Raw genomic sequence first — 16,616 nt, 5'->3', positions numbered from 1 at the left:
CTAGGCATTGCCTTTCAACCACTGTTTTACGACCACCGCAGTGCCATCAGGATTCTTCCTGGCCATATCGACGATTTGAGCGCGATTGGCACTCGCTTCCAGCGAAGCTTCTACGGCGCTGACAGGAGCGGGCAAGGCCGGCGAAGCGGCTTCCGCCGCCGTCGCATCCACCGCCGAGACGCCCAGCATTGCAATGAGGGGCCGGACGACAAAGAAGAGGATGAGCAGGAATAACAACGCTCCGACGCCATATCGCATATACGGCATCCAGGGTTGAGTAGTCTCGGAGACCGCCTCGACCGTCGCCGTCGCCGGTTCTTCAGGACCAAACCCGAATTGGACATTTACGACCTGAACCTGATCCTGGCGTTCGGTCGAATAGCCCATCGCCTTTTTGACGATGTCTTCGATGCGCTTGAGGTCTTCTTCAGTTCTGGGAATATACTTCTTGACGACCTCCCCGGTCGGCTTGTCGGCCGTCTCCCCTTCCCCGGCTTTAGGCGTTTCGTAGGTGCCATCCACCAGGACCGCCACCGAAAGTTTCTTGATGGCCCCGATCGGCTCGACGATGCGGGAGACGGTACGGCTGATTTCGTAATTGACCGTTTCATTCTTCGTTTGCGTCGCATTGGAACTCGTCTGCGTCGGCTCCGCTTCCGTTCCCGGAGGCACGTTGGATTGCACGCCCGGCACGCCGCCGGACAAGCCATTGACGCCATTGGCCTTCTCTTGGCCGCGCTGTTCGCTCCGGACGACTTGCCCGTTGGGATCGTACCGTTCTTCCGTCGTCTCCACTTTTCGGAAGTCGATCAGGCTGGAAACCCGGACCTCAGCTTTATTCACTCCGACGATTCGTTCGAGCATCGACTGAATCCGGCCTTCGATATCCTTTTCAATCGTGCGCTGATATTCGAGCTGGGTATTGGTCAGGCCGGCCGTTTCGTCCTGGGCCGTTGATGAGAGGAGATGGCCGTGGCCGTCGACGACGGTGATATCACGGGCCTGCAATCCTTCCACGCTGCTGGCCACCAGATGCACGACGCCCTGCACTTGCCCCTTGCTTAACGTTTGAGCATTTCTGAGTGAGACAACCACGGAGGCCCTGGGTCGCTCTTGCTCCGCGGCAAACAGCCGCCGTTCCGGAATCGCCAAATGGACGCGAGCGCGTTCCACTTCAGGCATCTGCGCAATCGTGCGTGCTAACTCTCCCTGGAGTGCGCGCCGGTAATTCAGCTTTTGAACGAATTCAGACATCCCGATGTTCGTGCGATCGAAAATCTCGTAGCCGACGCCGCCGCCTTTGGGGATCCCTTGGCTCGCCAACGTCAACCGCAGGTCATGGACTTGCGCGGTGGGAACCAGAATCGTGGCCCCTCCGCCCGTCGTGTCGTAGGGGGTCTTCGCTTCCTTCAATTTATCGATAATCGACGAGGCGTCTTCACTATTGAGATTCGTGAAGAGCACCTGCATATCCGGCTGTTGCGTCCACAGCGCGAGCGCAATCAGGCCGGCGACGGAGCCCGCCAGCGCAACCAGGATGATCATGCGTTGATTGATCGAGAATTTCGAAAACATACAGCTGGTTTACCTCATCCGCCTCAACAGGCTTCGGTCACACTTGCATCCGCTGAATTTCTTCATAGGCCGTCAGGAGCTTGTTGCGAATCTGCATCATCAGTTGGAACGAGACGTCGGCCTGCTGCAACGCGACCATCGTGCCATGGACATCCTGTGTTTGGCCGGTGACCAGGGCATCGACGGCCTGATTGGCTTGCATCTGCACGTCATTCGCCTTGCCGATGGCGTTCTTGAGCGTATCCATGAATCCGCCTGGTCCGGAAGCTTCCGGAGCTCCGACCGGGGTAATTCTGTCCGTGATTGATGGAATAACCGGCGAGATGCCTTGAATAGGTGTCATGGTCTACCTCCCGATCTCCAGCGCCTTCGTCTTCATCGTCCGCATCGCATTAATCGCTTGCACGTTCGCTTCGTAGGCCCGCGAGGCGCCGATCATATTGACCATCTCCTCCATCACATTGACGTTGGGAAGACGGACAAACCCTTTCGGATCCGCATCAGGATGATGCGGATCATAGATCAACTGGCCCGGCTTCTGATCCTCGACGACGCGCGCCACCGCCACGCCTTCCAAGGCATGAGCCGTCGTGCCCATGGCGACCTGTCGAAACGCTTTTTGGAACGCACTGGGCACCGGAGCGGAGTGAAACACCACATCCCGGCGCTTGTAGGGTCCACCGCCGGGTGTCCGCGTGGACTGGGCGTTGGCCAGATTGCTCGCAATGACGTTGAGCCGACGCCGTTGAGCGTCCAACCCGGATACCGACACCGCCATCGAATCAGACATATCCATCGTCGCGTCTCCTTTCTCAGTTAGCGGGCGTCGCGAATCGCGCTGAGGAGTTGGCGGAACCGTTGAGCGGCTATGGTGGCCGCCGTATTGTATTGCCCCGCGTTATCAGAGGACTTGGCCATCTCTAATTCCAAATTGACGGAGTTCGCATCCATAGGAAGATCGCCGGCCGGCACTTCCGTCAGTTTCCCCGTGACGGTCTGATATCCCTGCCCGCGCAATCCGATATGGTGTCCTTGTGTCATCGCCATCGTGAGCGGAAACCGACCCTTGTGGGCCGCTTGCAGTTGTTGGGCGAACTGCAGATCGGAGGCGCGATACCCCGGCGTTTCCTCGTTGGCCAGGTTGGACGCAATCACCCGCTGCCTGGCGCTATGCAGATCGAGACTCCGATGTAGCAACTGCATGGTCTTATCGAGCAGTTCCATGGCCGCCTCCTCCGGTGTGAATACCCATCTCACGTTCTATAGCAACGTCGATGCCTAAGAATGCACCGTCTATCGCCCGATCATTTCGCCGGCCTCGGCAAGGATTGCCGGGGCACAAGATGCCGATGGGAAGATCTGGCACCGGTTAGTGCTCCAACATCGTCAGCGGCTGTTCCGTCTCACGATATTCCCGAAGTTTATTCCTCAAGGTGCGGATGCTGATTCCCAGCTCTTTCGCCGCATGGGTCCGATTATCCTTTACCCGCGATAATGTCTTGAAAATCAGCTCCCGCTCCATTTCCCAGAGCGATCCGTTCACCGGTGTAGGCGCGCCGGCTGGAGCCGGGCTGGTGGATGCCACCTGATCCTGACGGGCCTCGGGAAGGTGCATCGGGAGAATGGTTCCCTGTCCGGCGAGCAAGACGGCGCGCTCCATCACATTTTCGAGTTCCCGTACGTTCCCTTTCCAGGGCAGGGTTTGGAGATGCGCCACGGCGGCCTCAGACAAGGCCGGTTGAACGACGCCATTTCTGACGGCGGAGGCGCCAGTAAAATGACGAGCCAGCAAGGCGATATCGGCCGGCCGTTCTCTCAGCGGCGGGACGGTGATGGGGAACACGTTGAGCCGGTAATACAAATCTTCCCGGAAGCGCCCCTGTTCCACTTCGCGATACAACGTGCGGTTCGTGGTCGCAATGACCCGGATGTTGACGGCGACGGGGTCCCGTCCGCCGATACGGTCGACTTCCCGTTCCTGCAAGACCCGCAGAAGCTTTGCCTGCAAGCCTAAGTTCATTTCGCTGATTTCATCCAACAGAATCGTGCCGGTGTGCGCCATTTCAAACTTGCCGATCTTCTTCATCATGGCACCGGTAAACGCGCCTCGTTCATGTCCGAAGAGCTCGCTTTCCAGCAAACCATCCGGCAGGGCGGCGCAATTCACCGCAATGAACGGCCGGTGGGCACGAGGGCTGCGCGTATGGATGAACCGGGCCAGCAATTCCTTTCCGGTGCCGCTCTCCCCATTGATCAAGACGGTGGCTTGGCTGGCCGCCACACCTTCCACGGTGCTCAGCAATCGGATCATGCCCGGATCTTGGGTCAGAATCGCGCGCCCTTCGACGGCCGTCGACGTCCCGGGAGATTCGAGATCCCGTCCTTCTTTGAGGTTGGTGATGACCCGTTCAAGTAAATCCATGGAGAACGGCTTGAGTATGTAGTCACTCGCCCCGAACTTCATGGCATCGACAGCCGTCTCTACGGTCCCATAGGCCGTCATTAGTACAATCACCGTCTGCGGGGCGCGCGCCTTAATGTCTTTGATCAGATCCAATCCGGTGATGCGCGGCATCTTGAGATCGGTAATGACCAGCCAGGGACGGAAGCGAGTGACCCGTTCCAACGCATCGGCCCCATCGATCGCCCCTTGCACCTCATATCCCAGTCGTCGCACGGACTCCATGAGCGCCGTACGCATCGAGGGTTCGTCGTCGACGATCAGAATGCGGTCATGGCTCTCAGAGCCTTCTATTGCGGTCTCACGGTCATTCATGGGCGCGTTCCTCCATCATTTCGATATGAGCGACAGGCTCCAGTTCAGGAGAGGGTCTCTCCTCTTGACCAGTCCATGCTTGCCACTCGTCATTTGTCCTGGTGGGTTCCATCGGATGAGGCAGCAGGATCGTAAACGTCGTGCCTTCTCCCTGCCGGCTCTCGACATCAATCCGCCCATGATGGGCATCGATGATCGCATGCACAATCGCCAGACCTAACCCGGTTCCCTCATCCTTCGTCGTAAAAAACGGATCGAATATTCTGGACCGATGGGCCGGATCGATCCCGGGGCCGTTATCGGTGACCGTCATGCAGATCGCGTCCGTGCTAAGGGACTGATCGTCCGCCTTCACGAGCTTGAGCGTCAGAATGCCTCCGGCGGGCATGGCTTGAATGGCGTTCAGGATCAGATTCAACACCACTTGCTTGAACTGCCCTTCGTTGCACCAGATCGCCGGAATGCGGGGATCGAGATCCAGCCGAATATCCACGGGAGTCTTGGTGATGGCGTGGGCGGCTAAGGTCAAGGCATCCAACACCAGCGTTTCAACGGTCTGCCACCCGCGCGCGGTCCGTTCGGGTTGGGTATAGATCAGCAAATTCGACAGCAAACGATCCAGGCCATGGACCGCCTGCGAAATCTGTTCAGCATAGGTCAGGCTGGCAGGCTGCTCTTGCAGGTCGCGCCGCAACATGGACGCGAACAGCTCGATGCTGCCCAGCGGGTTGCGAATCTCATGGGCGATGCGGCCGACCATTTCACCCATGGCGACCAGGCGGTGCTGGCGCTGCAGGCGTTCCTCCAATTGACACATCTTCGTGACATCGTGAATGAGGATCAGTTGACCGGACGACTGTCCCGCAGAGGTCTCCAATGAACGTTGGGCAATGGTCAGCACATGAGACTCGTGCCGCTGCGGCTGTTCGCTCACGGTGAGCTGGAGGTCAGCCAAGAGCTCGCTGGCGGATTGCCCCCGAAGCGTATCGGCGTGGCGACCGAGCAGCACACTGGCCGCCGCGTTGACTCGCGTCACACGACCGCCAAGATCCAGCACCAAGACGCCCGTCGTCAGGGAATCCAGAATTCCGCTCAGGTGAGTCCGCATCGCTTCATTGTCCTGAAGCTGCTGCCGCAAGGCGGCATTGCTCTGCGAGAGTTCGGCATCCATCTGCTCAATGCGATCCGTCAACGTGGAGTAAGACTGTTGCAGCGTATGCGCCGCTTGATCAAACGTGTGAAAGGCCTCTTGAAGCAGGTCTCGCTCAGCGGGATGTAATGCGGTTGACATGGTCATAGTCCCTCCTGCGGCAACTGCCGCTCCTGTTTGATGCTTTCATGGAATGAGCTAGAAAACCTGGTTACGAGAGAGTCATCGGTCTGTCCGAGTTCCGCGAGCGCCACCGTGGCGCGGTCGTATTGCTTCAAGGCCTGCCAGCCACGGACAATCTGCAGGCGAGCCCATTGGAGCTGAGATTGATCGGGCTTCTTATCGACGACGGTGTGGTAGACGTCGATGGCCTCTTGATATCGCTTCATCTGCGCCAACAGATCGGCATAGTTGAGCAGGGCGACGATGGTCTTCGGTGCCCCGGCTTTAAACGCTTCTTCCGTCGCAATCACCGCTTCCTCATGCTTATTGAGACGCAGAAACACGGTGGCCATCTGCTGATACATCCAGGGCCGCTCCGGGTGCTTGGGATGGTGGAGCATCCAGGCCCGACAGAAATGCAGCAGACCGGCCAGATCCCCTTCTTCCGCCATGGTCTGGACAAGCAGATGAAGCGCTTCCTGCTCAAAACGGCCCGCAGGATACTCCAAACGATAGCGCTCCAAGACTTTTCTGGCCGCCGAGGCATCGCGTTGCGCGAGATACACCTTTGCCAGCCCCAGGAGCGCCTGTTCAGTGACCAGAGGGCGCTTGGTCCCTTTCGCCATGAGTTGATAGAGCCGACCAGCTTCTGTCGTAAATCCTAGACGATCGTGCGCCTCGGCAATTTCGAGCAAGAGCGGAGACGACAGATAGTGCCGTTCAGCAGCGGGCCCATGGCGATGAAACAGCGTGGTCAGCGTCAAATCGTCGTGTGATTTCACCGCGGCTTCCATCCAGGGATGCAAGATGACGGCGAGCCGATCGCCGGCTTTGGTCGGCCAGGGATCGTCGGGTCCCGCACTGCTCCGATTGGCGACTTGCTGATAGGCAATCAACGCCGGGGCAATCTCGTCAGACTGTTCAAGACGCGCGGCCACATGAAACAGCGCTTCGCTCCCGATAGCATCGTGATCGTGTTCTGCGGCAATCGCCTGCATGTGTTTGATATAGTCGGCCACATTCTGATCCGGAGAGGGGGTGTCATACATGAGCCCCGCAGTATTCCGCGTCACCGGATTGTTACCGGCTGCGACCTTCTGCTCCACTCTCAGGGTGGCCAGGCGGACAGTAGCTAACGCCGCTTGTGGGCTGTCTGCGTAATGGGTCGAAATAAATCCGTAAAATAATTCCGCGCTTGGCAGGTGCTTCGAGGACTGAAGACTATCCGCCAATCGCAAGAGCATGGTTGACGCATCCTGGTGAGCGGGATAGAGATTGTAAAACTGCAGCAGCAAGCCCCGGCCGATTACCTCACGGTGCAAATCCAGTTGAATCCAGGCATAGCGTCCCAGGGCAAGTGGATTCATTCGCAGGGCCTTTGGCCAGCGTCGATACGCCAAGTCATACATGGCCGAAGCATCGTGAACCCGTCGTTGATGGAACAGAGAAGCGGCGAGTCCCACGGTGGCATGCAGAAGAATTTGATCGTGATTGCTTCGCTTCCGCAAATCCTCGAACGTCAGCTCAGCATCCCTCCATTTGGCCAGAGCCAACGCGGTATAGCCGATCCCTAACAACGCCCGCTCCCCGTCGGGCGTTTGCGCATTATGCGACAGCGCCCGTTCGTATAAGGATTGCGCTTCCTGATGCCATCCTTGCGAGAGATACACATCAGCCATACGCCATTCCGCGCGTTTCGCGTTGAGGGATTGAGGATAATCGCGTATCAGCGTCTTGTATCGGTCAAGCGCTTCCAACCGGTTGCCATTCGAGGTGTTTTCCTTCAACGCGGTCTCGGCGAGGAACGTCATCGCCGTGGGAGTCAGCGCGCTTTCCGGTTGTTGAGAAACCACTTTTTCGAATAGCCGGCGCGCCTGAGGCCACTCCCCCTTGCCATACGCGTTGAGGCCCTCCTGCAAGGCCAACGCATCCATTCCTTGCGATTGCCCTTCGAGCCGCGGTCCGTCATCCGGCAAGATTGCGAAAGCGAGTTCAGTCGATTCAGACGTGTGAGTCGGAGTGGAGGCAGCTGCTACCGGAGGGCCGGCATGGACCAGCGCGAGATTTCCGGGCGCCAGCGGGCGCAGGCAAAACCAGGCCAGAAGAAATAGGGTCAGTTGTGTCCAATATCGGTGTGATGAGTACACGGCAAGGCTACTTCAGCAAAGACCGTGCCTTTAGCCTCGCGGAGCGGATTTGTTTGAATATCCGGCAGGACGGACGGGATTCAGCTGATAGAACGAGTCGACCGTCAATTTGGTCGCCACGTATTCATGAGGGTCGTCAACGATTTGACGGCAGCGAACGGATTAATTCGGCAGCGCTTCGACGCGGGATTTCGAGTCGATCCCTCTGCGCTTCAACTTCTCAACAAGTGTCGTACGATTGACGTGGAGCAGCTGCGCGGCGCGTGCGGTGACGCCATTCGCCTTCCGCATGGCTTCGCCGATCAATTGATTCTCGTATTGCTCCACTTCATTGGATAGATGAATTCCGTCTTCGGTAAAACGGATGAACTGGTCCTTCATCTCGGGCTGACTTGCCGTCTTCTTGTGCAGCTTCTCGGGCAAGTCGGCCACGGTCAAGAGCCCCTGTTTCTTGAGTACGACCAAACGCTCGATCATATTTTCCAGCTCGCGAATATTCCCGGGCCAATGAAACGCCGTCAACACCTCCAGCGCCTCAGGGGCAAACCCCGTGATGGCGGTTTGTTTCATATGATTGAAGCGCTTCAGGAAATGTTCGATCAGCAAGGGAATATCGCTTTGCCGATCGCGCAATGGCGGGGTAACGATCGGAATGACGTTGAGGCGATAAAAGAGATCTTGCCGGAACCGCTTCTCCTCGACCATTTTCTCCAGGTCCTGGTTGGTAGCCGCGACAATTCGGACATCGACCTGAATCGTCCGACTTCCCCCCACCCGCTCAAACGATCGTTCTTGAATTACTCTGAGGAGTTTAACCTGAAGCGAGAGACTCATTTCGCCGACTTCGTCGAGAAAGATCGTTCCGCCATTGGCGAGTTCGAATCGGCCCATTCTGGTCTGGGCTGCGCCGGTGAAGGCTCCTTTTTCATGCCCGAACAGTTCAGATTCGAGCAACGTTTCCGGAATGGCGCCGCAGTTGACCGGAACCATCGGGCGATCTTTGCGGGAACTGTTGAAGTGGAGCATCCGTGCCACCAACTCTTTTCCCGTTCCGCTTTCTCCCTGAATCAAGACGGTGCTGTCGCTATCAGCGACTTTTTGGACAAAGTCCAAGACCTGCTGCATTGGTTCGCTGACGCCGATCAATTGCTCGAGGCGGTACTGCTCGCGCACGGCTTTCCGGAGAAATTGGTTTTCCTGGCGAAGACGTTGGAACTCGATGGCTTTTTTCACCACCACCACGACGGTATCGGGATCGAAAGGCTTCGTCACAAAATCGAATGCGCCCGCTTTCATGGCCTGGACCGCACACTCAACGGTTCCAAATCCGGTCATGACGATAGGAATGATTTTCGAGTCAATCCTGGTCACTCGCTCAATGACTTCGAGACCGTTAAAGTCGGGCAGCTGGAAGTCCGTGACCAGAATCTGAACAGGATGCTCTTTGACGACTTGCATGCCGGTCGTGGCATCGGCGGCGACTGAAACAGTATATCCTTCAGAAGACAGGGTCTCCTGCAGAACGTCGCGCACCGCTTGGTCGTCATCAATGACTAAAACATGAGGAGCAGTCATCAGGTGTTTATTCCGAGGGACGGCCAGAAGTATCGCGCATAGAATAAAGATCCTGTGGCATCATTGCAAGCATGACCAAGCATCAATAGCTGAATCGTCAGCCGCACGTTTCTCGGCCTATTCCTTGACAGAATATTTGGTGAGTTGCTAGGGTGCGCGTGGTGGCTTGCCCTGTGGTATCAGGGGTCTCTCATGTGGCTGGCGTAGCTCAATGGCAGAGCAGCGGTTTTGTAAACCGCAGGTTGGAGGTTCAATTCCTCTCGCCAGCTCCATAAAATCCGCCGACGATTCGACCGCTTTGCGACTTGCGAATTATTGCTCTCCCCTCCCACTTTGAGGAACACAGGCTACTCAGGGCCTTACCATTAATGGAAGGCTGAAGCTGAACGTGCTTCCCTTCCCCAATTCAGACTTCACCCCAATATGTCCCCCATGCGCCTCCACGATCCACTTGGCGATAAACAGTCCCAGACCCAGGCCACGGCGGTCGTTCCTATTAAGCTGCGAGAACCTTTCAAAAATCTGGTGCTTCTCATCTTCGGGAATCCCAGGCCCATTATCGGCTACTGAAAGTTCCACTTGAGCATCCTGTTTCTGCACAGAAAGCTCGATGGTGCCACCATTGGGCGTGAACTTCAGTGAATTGCCGATCAGGTTGGACAACACCTGAAGAATCCTGTCGTGATCCATATCGGCGAATATCGGCTCAGGGGCTGTGCGAAGGGTCATGGAAAATGACTTACTTGAAACGATCGGAGCAAATAGGTCTATGCACTCTTGTAGCAAAGCGCGAACGTCGATCTGTTCAGGCTTAAGTATGAGCTTCGTATGTGAGAATTCCTCCACATCAAGGATATCGCTGATCATCCGGTCCATACCTGTGGCGGCCTGCTCGATTAATGTAAGGTGTTCAAGCACACTGCCAGCCTCCACTGCACCTTTAGAAAGCCCCCCCCGCATCAAACGAGCGCCGATCGCAATTGCGACGATGGAATTTTTCAAGTCGTGACTGACTATTGCGAGAAATTGATCCCGCGTAATCAACTCTAGATCCCCGTGGAGCCGTTCTTCGAAGAGAGTGTTGTCCGTTTTCTTACGCTCCCGTTCAAGGAGCGTCTCGGCAATGACTTGCTTTTGTTTCCGTTCATTTATCCGAGCACGATCTTCTGCTTCTCGCTCAAGCGCCTTCGATTTGTCTGACATTTCGCGCTCTTGAACGAGAAGCTTCTCGGCCATGTGTGAGGGCGGGATGCCGGTTACTTCACGCTGATGCTCTTTGTTGAGATCTACTTCTTCACGTTGACTTTCGACAGCCTTATCGGTGGCCTGCCGAATCGACTGGACTTTCTCGGTAGTCTTTTTTTCGACCATTGCAATAGTTTGATCGAGAAATTCGTCAGTTTTTTCCCGCTCCTCCTCTAAGCTCTGATCGGTGTTATCGCGCAGCTCCTCGGCGGATTCTTTTTTGTCAGTGTCCATAATGGTTAGACTCCGCTTTCGGATTGGAAATATCCACCAGGCATCTGTGTAAATGTTTGCAAATTATCCGACTGGGTCCTATCACATTGCAAGCGTGCCCCACAAATGCGAGAGGCCGGCCACGGTCAGTATTGTCCTGTAATCGAGTAATTCCATATCTTCGCCCACTCTCTATTGCGGAGTATGCGGCCGAGTTGAAACATGACAGATCCAGCACACTGCTACCTGGACAGGTAACCCATCCCTTGCCGCCGGGAGGATGGGTCTACCGAATCGTCAGTTTTCGTGGGTTCACTTGCAAGATAACACAGGGTAAACTTGGCTTCGGCTACCAGCTCTTTCATGAGAGGACCCTCTTTTGGGAGCACTCCTAAGTTGCCCACACTGTTCCTCAGTGGAATGCCGTCGGTCCATTCGGCGTAGCTGGCGAGATTTTGTCTTCCGACTGTTAGGCATGTTCCCATGGCATTGCCATGCGTGCAAGAAGCGCTTTTATCGGCGGAAGCGGTCCCTGATCTGATAGCAGACATGATCGAATGCCATAGTCTCTGCGGCTGTTAATGCCTCTAATCTTGTCCGCTACACCACATTCCGTTGAGCAATCGGCACTGTAAAGGCTTTATAGCCTTGGTGAGGGACCCATTGCGCACAGGGGGGGATGGACGCAAGCTGGGGTATGAACTTAGACGATGCCTCCTCTCCCAGTATAAAAAGAAAAGGGCTGCGCCGTCGAAGGCGCAGCCCCCTTCTCTATTCTCGCCGGTGTAACCGTTTCGCAGTTACAGCCGCACACATAAAGTAATCAAACAGAATAGCCGGAAGTAGCCATTCTCATGATGACGCGAGCATGCTATCGGTCCGCTTCCATCAGAGTCGACTCATCCTCCATCTCTTCGATGTCAGCCTCAATCTTCCCCTTCGTGGTCGAGGGGTGCAGTCCGTATTTTCGCAACATCTTATAAAAGTCTGCCCGATAGCGGCCGGCAAACTGGGCGGCGCGGGAGATATTCCCACCGGTCAGCTGAAGAACATTCTTGAGATATGTCCGCTCGAATTCTTCTTTCGCCTCTGTCAGAGGTTTCAGCGGCGTATCCGGAGACACGCCGACGGACGGCAGAAGATCAGGCGTAATCATATCCTGCCTGGTCATCACCACGGCTTTCTCGATGGCATTTTCCAGTTCGCGCACATTTCCCGGCCAGGGATTCACCATCAAACGATGCAATGCCGTTGGCGTGAAACCACGGACGTCTTTATTCGCCCGCTGGTTGCTGATCTTGAGGAAATGTTGCGCGAGCAACGGAATATCGTCGCGACGGTCGCGCAGCGGCGGAATGAAGAGAGGCACCACGGAAATTCGATAATAGAGATCGTTGCGGAAGCTGCCGTTCTTGACTGCTTCGCCGAGATCTTTGTTCGTCGCAGCAATGATGCGCACATCGATCTTGGTCGAGAGTTCAGAGCCGACTTCGCGGACTTCCCGCTCCTGAACCGCACGCAACAACTTTACCTGCATCGACAGCGGCATTTCTCCGATTTCATCAAGGAAAATTGTGCCGCCATTGGCGCTCTGAAAGAGTCCTTTTTTAGCCCCATGCGCGCTGGTGAAAGCCCCGCGCACATGCCCGAACAGTTCGCTCTCGAATAGGGTTTCAGGAATGGCTGCGCAGTTTAACGCGACGAAAGGCCCTTTGCTGCGGCGGCTGTTGGTGTGCGCCACCCGCGCCATCACCTCTTTACCCGTGCCAGTTTCACCGAACAGAAGAATGGTGGCATCGGAATCCGCCACTTGGGCAATCTGCTGAAAGAGTCGCTGCATCGCGGGGCTGCGCGCGACGACGTTTTCAAGGCCGTAGAGTTCCTTGACCAAAGACTTGAGCCGCTGAATTTCCTTGCTCATGCGCTGTTGCGACAGAGCTTTTTCGATCGTGGCTTTCAGTTCTTTGTCGTCGAACGGCTTCGTCAAATACCCGAACGCTCCGCGCTGCATCGCTTCGACGGCATTCGGAATGCTGCCGTGCGCGGTCAGGATAATCACCGGCAACTGCGGATGAATCCGCAGCAGTTCCTCCGTCACGTCGAGACCATCCTCCCCGCGCAGTCGCAGATCCGTAATGGCCAGGTCGAACATCTTCTTCTTCGCCTCCACCAGAGCCTCGTGCCCGGTGGTGCAGGAGGTGACGGCAAATCCCTCAGCGGAGAGCCGCATCTTCAAGAGATGCAGCAATCCTTCATCATCATCGACGACTAAAATTTGTTCCTTGTCCATAGGCTCCTTACTGCGCAGGTGCGGGCTCCGGCACAGGAACAGGCGCACTCGCTGATGGCGGACGAATCGGTCGAACCTTCTCCCGCATTTCTTGATCGATCCGCTTCAACGCCTCCAATTGGCTAGTAAGCTCTTCGATCTTTTTATCTCGTTCGATGACTTGCTTCTGAAATGATTGGACTGTGCCTTGCTCGGAAGGCGGTTTTGATCCGTCTTTGTCCTTCTTCGATGTCAGCGTCTCGATCTTTCGTTCCTGGTCGGCAATCTGCCGTTGTAGCGCTTCAATCGCTTGCGAATCGGCATCCTTCATCCCCCGAAGTTGCTGCATAATCACTTCTCGATCAAGCAAGTCCCGCACCAGGCGGTCTATCGCTTGATTTAAAGAGCTATTCGCATCCGCCATGGAAGGAGCCGTTAACACAGCCTGCACCCAGGAGGGGTCCTTCGAGCCATTCCAATCCTGCAGCACTTTTAGCCATGCTTTGCTGGAGGTCGCTAACTGACTTTTGGGCGCAACGGCGAGAACCTTTCCAAAGTATTTTTCAGCAACTTCGCGGCTTTCGTACAATCCTAAGAGGCCACGGGTAAAATAGGCATGATCGCACGAACTCGTTTCGTTGCATTTCTGGACTATGGCCTCCTGCTTCTTTGCAAGTGTCTGATAGAGCTTGGATTCTCCTGAATCAACATGAAAAAAAGGCTGATTCAACGGCAATGGAGAAGTCCAGCTCGCACAGCCGCTTACCGCGATAGGAATGATCCACAATATGGCACTCTTCATAGTCACCCTCAGCTTGTCCCGCCAGGTTTGGTCAACCGTAGGATAAACCGTACAGTCGTTCCCTTTCCAGCCTCACCTTCAATCCAGATCCGCCCACTATGGGCTTCCACAATTTTCTTTGCCAGCGCCAATCCAAGCCCGCTCCCTGCGGAGGCATTCTTGGCCTTATTTCGTCCCTGATAAAACCGTTCGAAGATATGGGGAAGATCTTCCGAATCGATACCGGGTCCGGCATCGGATACAGATATCTCCAAGACCCCCGCCTTAGGATCGGGAGCCATGTGCAGCTTGACGATGCCTCCTTCAGGGCTGAATTTCAAGGCGTTTGACAAGAGATTATCCAGTACCTGTTCAATGCGCAGCGCATCGGCCTTCACCCAGAGACGTTCTTTCGGGTGTTCCGTCAGGAGCTGAACGTGTTTGGAATCAGCCAAAAGTCTGACTTTGTTGACTGAAATATCCGCAATGCGATTCAGATCGATCGGGACAATGCGATACTCCATCATTCCGGCTTCCATCTTTGAAAGATCGAGAATGGTCGAGATCAGATGAATCAACCGTCGACTGCTATCGGCCATGATCCGAAGCGTGGTTCGCTGCTCTGCTAGGAGCGGTCCGGGAATTTCATCGAGGAGCAGATGAGTCCCTTCCTGAATTGAAGCCATCGGCGTGCGTAGTTCATGCGACACGTGGGCGAGAAATTCCGACTTCATGTCGTCCAGCTCCTGGAGCTTCCCCCCCATCCAGTTCACAGTGTCGACCAGATCGCGAAGTTCCGAAGGTGCGGTAATCTCCAACGGTGTGCCGAATTTTCCTTGCCCGATCAGCTTGATATGTCCCTGCAACTGACGAAGCGGACGCAGAATACTATAACTGGCAATCCCCGCGAGTCCAAGTCCGAATACCAAGGCAACCAGCACTAACTGCTCCGTGACGGCTTCCGCCCGCGCGGCACTCGCACGTGATTCGCTGACCCCCACACTCACCCGTGCTTCATGTACGTCGATATAACTTTGAATCGTCGCAGACATCCGATCCATGATGGCATCTCGACGGTTCTCGTATCCTGCCTCATGCCCGCCCACCCGATCGCCGGGTTGCTCGAATTCGTCATGAAAAAGAACTAGGCGCTCTTGCAGGAGCTGCCCGGCCTCCTGAAGCAACGTGATGGCATGAGGCGCGATTTCTTGATCACGAAGATGCTGAAGATTTCGCTGGAATTCTTCAACCTCTTCATTGAAATTCGTGAGAAACGTTCCATCTTTCGTCGCCAGATATTTTTTTTCACTATTGAGTTGGGCAAACAAGGACTCCTGCAGTCTCTTGGCGGCCTCAACGGCCGGATAGTGAAACGAAGCCATTTCTGTACTGAGCGCCGTGAGCTGGCGAAGCTGGAATAAGGCATAGAGATTCACCCCTGCCATGACCACAATAATCACCAGGCAGGTGAGAACCAATCGCCAAAATATGGAAAGTCTCATGATCCGGGATGCCTTCGTCTGATGAGCAGGAATCACTCAAAGAGCAAGTGTAGGTAAAACCATACACTATTTCACTCTTCGCTACAACCGTTGCGGTACTGTTTCCAGTGAAATCCAGAATGTTTTATGAAGTCGCACGCTCTCAACCATGAAATCTGAGCGAGTATCGCACCGGCAGTCGCAATCCGACTAGCTATCGCCCGTCATCAAATCGACGGGCGAACGCGCGCTGCCGGTGAGATGAGCCATGGAGTAATGCAAAGAGATGGCCGCGGAACAGAAGGATGCTCATGGCCACAGGAGGAGTCAGAAGAATCGCCAAAACCCAGTAGGCGTCGGACGGGATTCCCAGATAGCCGAACCACCCGCCAAGGACAGTGAATGGGAGAATCAAGAGTTGGAAAAAGTCGAGCCCGGCTCCTCGACCCAGACGACTGGACAACCGGACAAACTGTTCAAGCCCGGAGGGCGATAGCACGACTGGAAGTATCAGCAGTCCGAACGGCAAGAACCATTCGATCCAATTTTCCAGCACAAACTCATAGCAGGTCTTCAACACATCCAGCGGTGAATCCTGCCGTACCTGATAAATCACCTCAGGCGCCGGATTCAGTAAAATGAAGAGCAACAGGAGCGCCGCCGACGAGAGAAATTGCCCATAGGGGCTCGCCTGTGTGCCAAGATCGAGCGCCATGATGGGGAGCCACAAGACAAACCCTACCCCGATCACTTCCCAAAAGTAGCAACCCAGACTTTCCTGGATGTCATGCAGTTGAAGGGAACGCGCGCCGCCGAGCGAGTGCTCGATCAAAGACAGCGTCGCTCCCACCAACAGCGCATTGAGCGCCCCGAGCAGAAAACCGCCGGCGATCCCTAATGCGCCTGCAACCTGCGACACCCCGGCAAACAGCAGCGCAAATCCCACCAACGCAAGCATGGCGATCCAGCCATGACGGAGCGAACGTACGGTGGACCGAATCGCTTGCCGATAGAGTTCAAACAGTGAGGAAACGTGGCTGGGCATCTGTAACTATTACCGCCTCATCCTATCTTCTACCTTGCGGACAGGCCGGCTTTGCCGGCCCATCGACTATTTGACGAACACAATACTGCACGGGTCCGCACCTTAATCCTGAACGGCTGGCCGGTCAAGAACCGATAGGCGAAAGGAGAATCTCCCCTCTCATGCCTTGACACGTGTTGACCGATGATTATTAGAGA

General features: G+C 55.6%; 13 protein-coding genes and 1 tRNA gene. 1 reads left to right on the top strand and 13 read right to left on the bottom strand.

Features of this window, described 5'->3' with window-relative positions; genetic code table 11:
* The 8 genes from fliF to Q7U39_07155 form a co-directional block, all read right to left on the bottom strand.
* The gene (gene fliF / locus Q7U39_07190) at window positions 1-1,575 is read right to left on the bottom strand and encodes a flagellar basal-body MS-ring/collar protein FliF (GenBank protein MDO9117722.1); all 1,575 of its coding nucleotides are present in this window, start codon (window positions 1,573-1,575) and stop codon (window positions 1-3) included.
* Between the two features lie 37 nt (window positions 1,576-1,612).
* Window positions 1,613-1,918: a flagellar hook-basal body complex protein FliE gene (fliE, locus tag Q7U39_07185; protein ID MDO9117721.1), complete on the bottom strand. Its 306-nt coding sequence runs from the start codon at window positions 1,916-1,918 to the stop codon at window positions 1,613-1,615.
* A 3-nt stretch (window positions 1,919-1,921) separates the two neighbouring features.
* Complete coding sequence (flgC, locus tag Q7U39_07180) at window positions 1,922-2,371, bottom strand: flagellar basal body rod protein FlgC (protein MDO9117720.1); 450 nt, start codon at window positions 2,369-2,371, stop codon at window positions 1,922-1,924.
* 20 nt (window positions 2,372-2,391) lie between these two features.
* Window positions 2,392-2,799, bottom strand: a complete 408-nt coding sequence (gene flgB, locus Q7U39_07175) for a flagellar basal body rod protein FlgB (protein MDO9117719.1) — start codon at window positions 2,797-2,799, stop codon at window positions 2,392-2,394.
* A gap of 145 nt (window positions 2,800-2,944) precedes the next feature.
* Window positions 2,945-4,351, bottom strand: coding sequence for a sigma-54 dependent transcriptional regulator (locus Q7U39_07170; protein ID MDO9117718.1), 1,407 nt, complete (start codon window positions 4,349-4,351; stop codon window positions 2,945-2,947).
* On the bottom strand, window positions 4,344-5,648 hold the full coding sequence (locus tag Q7U39_07165) for an ATP-binding protein (GenBank protein ID MDO9117717.1): 1,305 nt from the start codon (window positions 5,646-5,648) through the stop codon (window positions 4,344-4,346). The genes Q7U39_07170 and Q7U39_07165 overlap by 8 nt, the downstream gene beginning before the upstream one ends.
* Complete coding sequence (locus tag Q7U39_07160; GenBank protein MDO9117716.1) at window positions 5,645-7,810, bottom strand: tetratricopeptide repeat protein; 2,166 nt, start codon at window positions 7,808-7,810, stop codon at window positions 5,645-5,647. The genes Q7U39_07165 and Q7U39_07160 overlap by 4 nt, the downstream gene beginning before the upstream one ends.
* A gap of 162 nt (window positions 7,811-7,972) precedes the next feature.
* Entirely contained in the window at window positions 7,973-9,385 is a 1,413-nt protein-coding gene (locus Q7U39_07155) for a sigma-54 dependent transcriptional regulator (protein MDO9117715.1), read from the bottom strand.
* A 197-nt stretch (window positions 9,386-9,582) separates the two neighbouring features.
* Here Q7U39_07155 and Q7U39_07150 point away from each other — a divergent pair.
* Window positions 9,583-9,657 (top strand) — tRNA-Thr (locus Q7U39_07150).
* A 79-nt stretch (window positions 9,658-9,736) separates the two neighbouring features.
* Here the strand turns inward: Q7U39_07150 and Q7U39_07145 are convergent.
* The 5 genes from Q7U39_07145 to Q7U39_07125 form a co-directional block, all read right to left on the bottom strand.
* Complete coding sequence (locus Q7U39_07145) at window positions 9,737-10,864, bottom strand: ATP-binding protein (GenBank protein ID MDO9117714.1); 1,128 nt, start codon at window positions 10,862-10,864, stop codon at window positions 9,737-9,739.
* Window positions 10,865-11,714: 850 nt separating this feature from the next.
* Window positions 11,715-13,133 carry a sigma-54 dependent transcriptional regulator gene (locus Q7U39_07140; protein ID MDO9117713.1) on the bottom strand — a complete coding sequence of 473 codons (1,419 nt, stop codon included), beginning with the start codon at window positions 13,131-13,133 and terminating at the stop codon, window positions 11,715-11,717.
* Between the two features lie 7 nt (window positions 13,134-13,140).
* Window positions 13,141-13,899 (bottom strand): hypothetical protein, encoded by a 759-nt coding sequence (locus Q7U39_07135; GenBank protein MDO9117712.1) that lies wholly within the window; start codon window positions 13,897-13,899, stop codon window positions 13,141-13,143.
* A 23-nt stretch (window positions 13,900-13,922) separates the two neighbouring features.
* The gene (locus tag Q7U39_07130) at window positions 13,923-15,395 is read right to left on the bottom strand and encodes an ATP-binding protein (GenBank protein MDO9117711.1); all 1,473 of its coding nucleotides are present in this window, start codon (window positions 15,393-15,395) and stop codon (window positions 13,923-13,925) included.
* A gap of 193 nt (window positions 15,396-15,588) precedes the next feature.
* Window positions 15,589-16,419, bottom strand: coding sequence for a hypothetical protein (locus Q7U39_07125; protein ID MDO9117710.1), 831 nt, complete (start codon window positions 16,417-16,419; stop codon window positions 15,589-15,591).
* Window positions 16,420-16,616: the final 197 nt, after the last annotated feature.

Source organism: Nitrospira sp. (assembly GCA_030653545.1).
Classification (GTDB): domain Bacteria; phylum Nitrospirota; class Nitrospiria; order Nitrospirales; family Nitrospiraceae; genus Nitrospira_D.
This window is presented reverse-complemented; position numbering and strand designations above follow the sequence as displayed.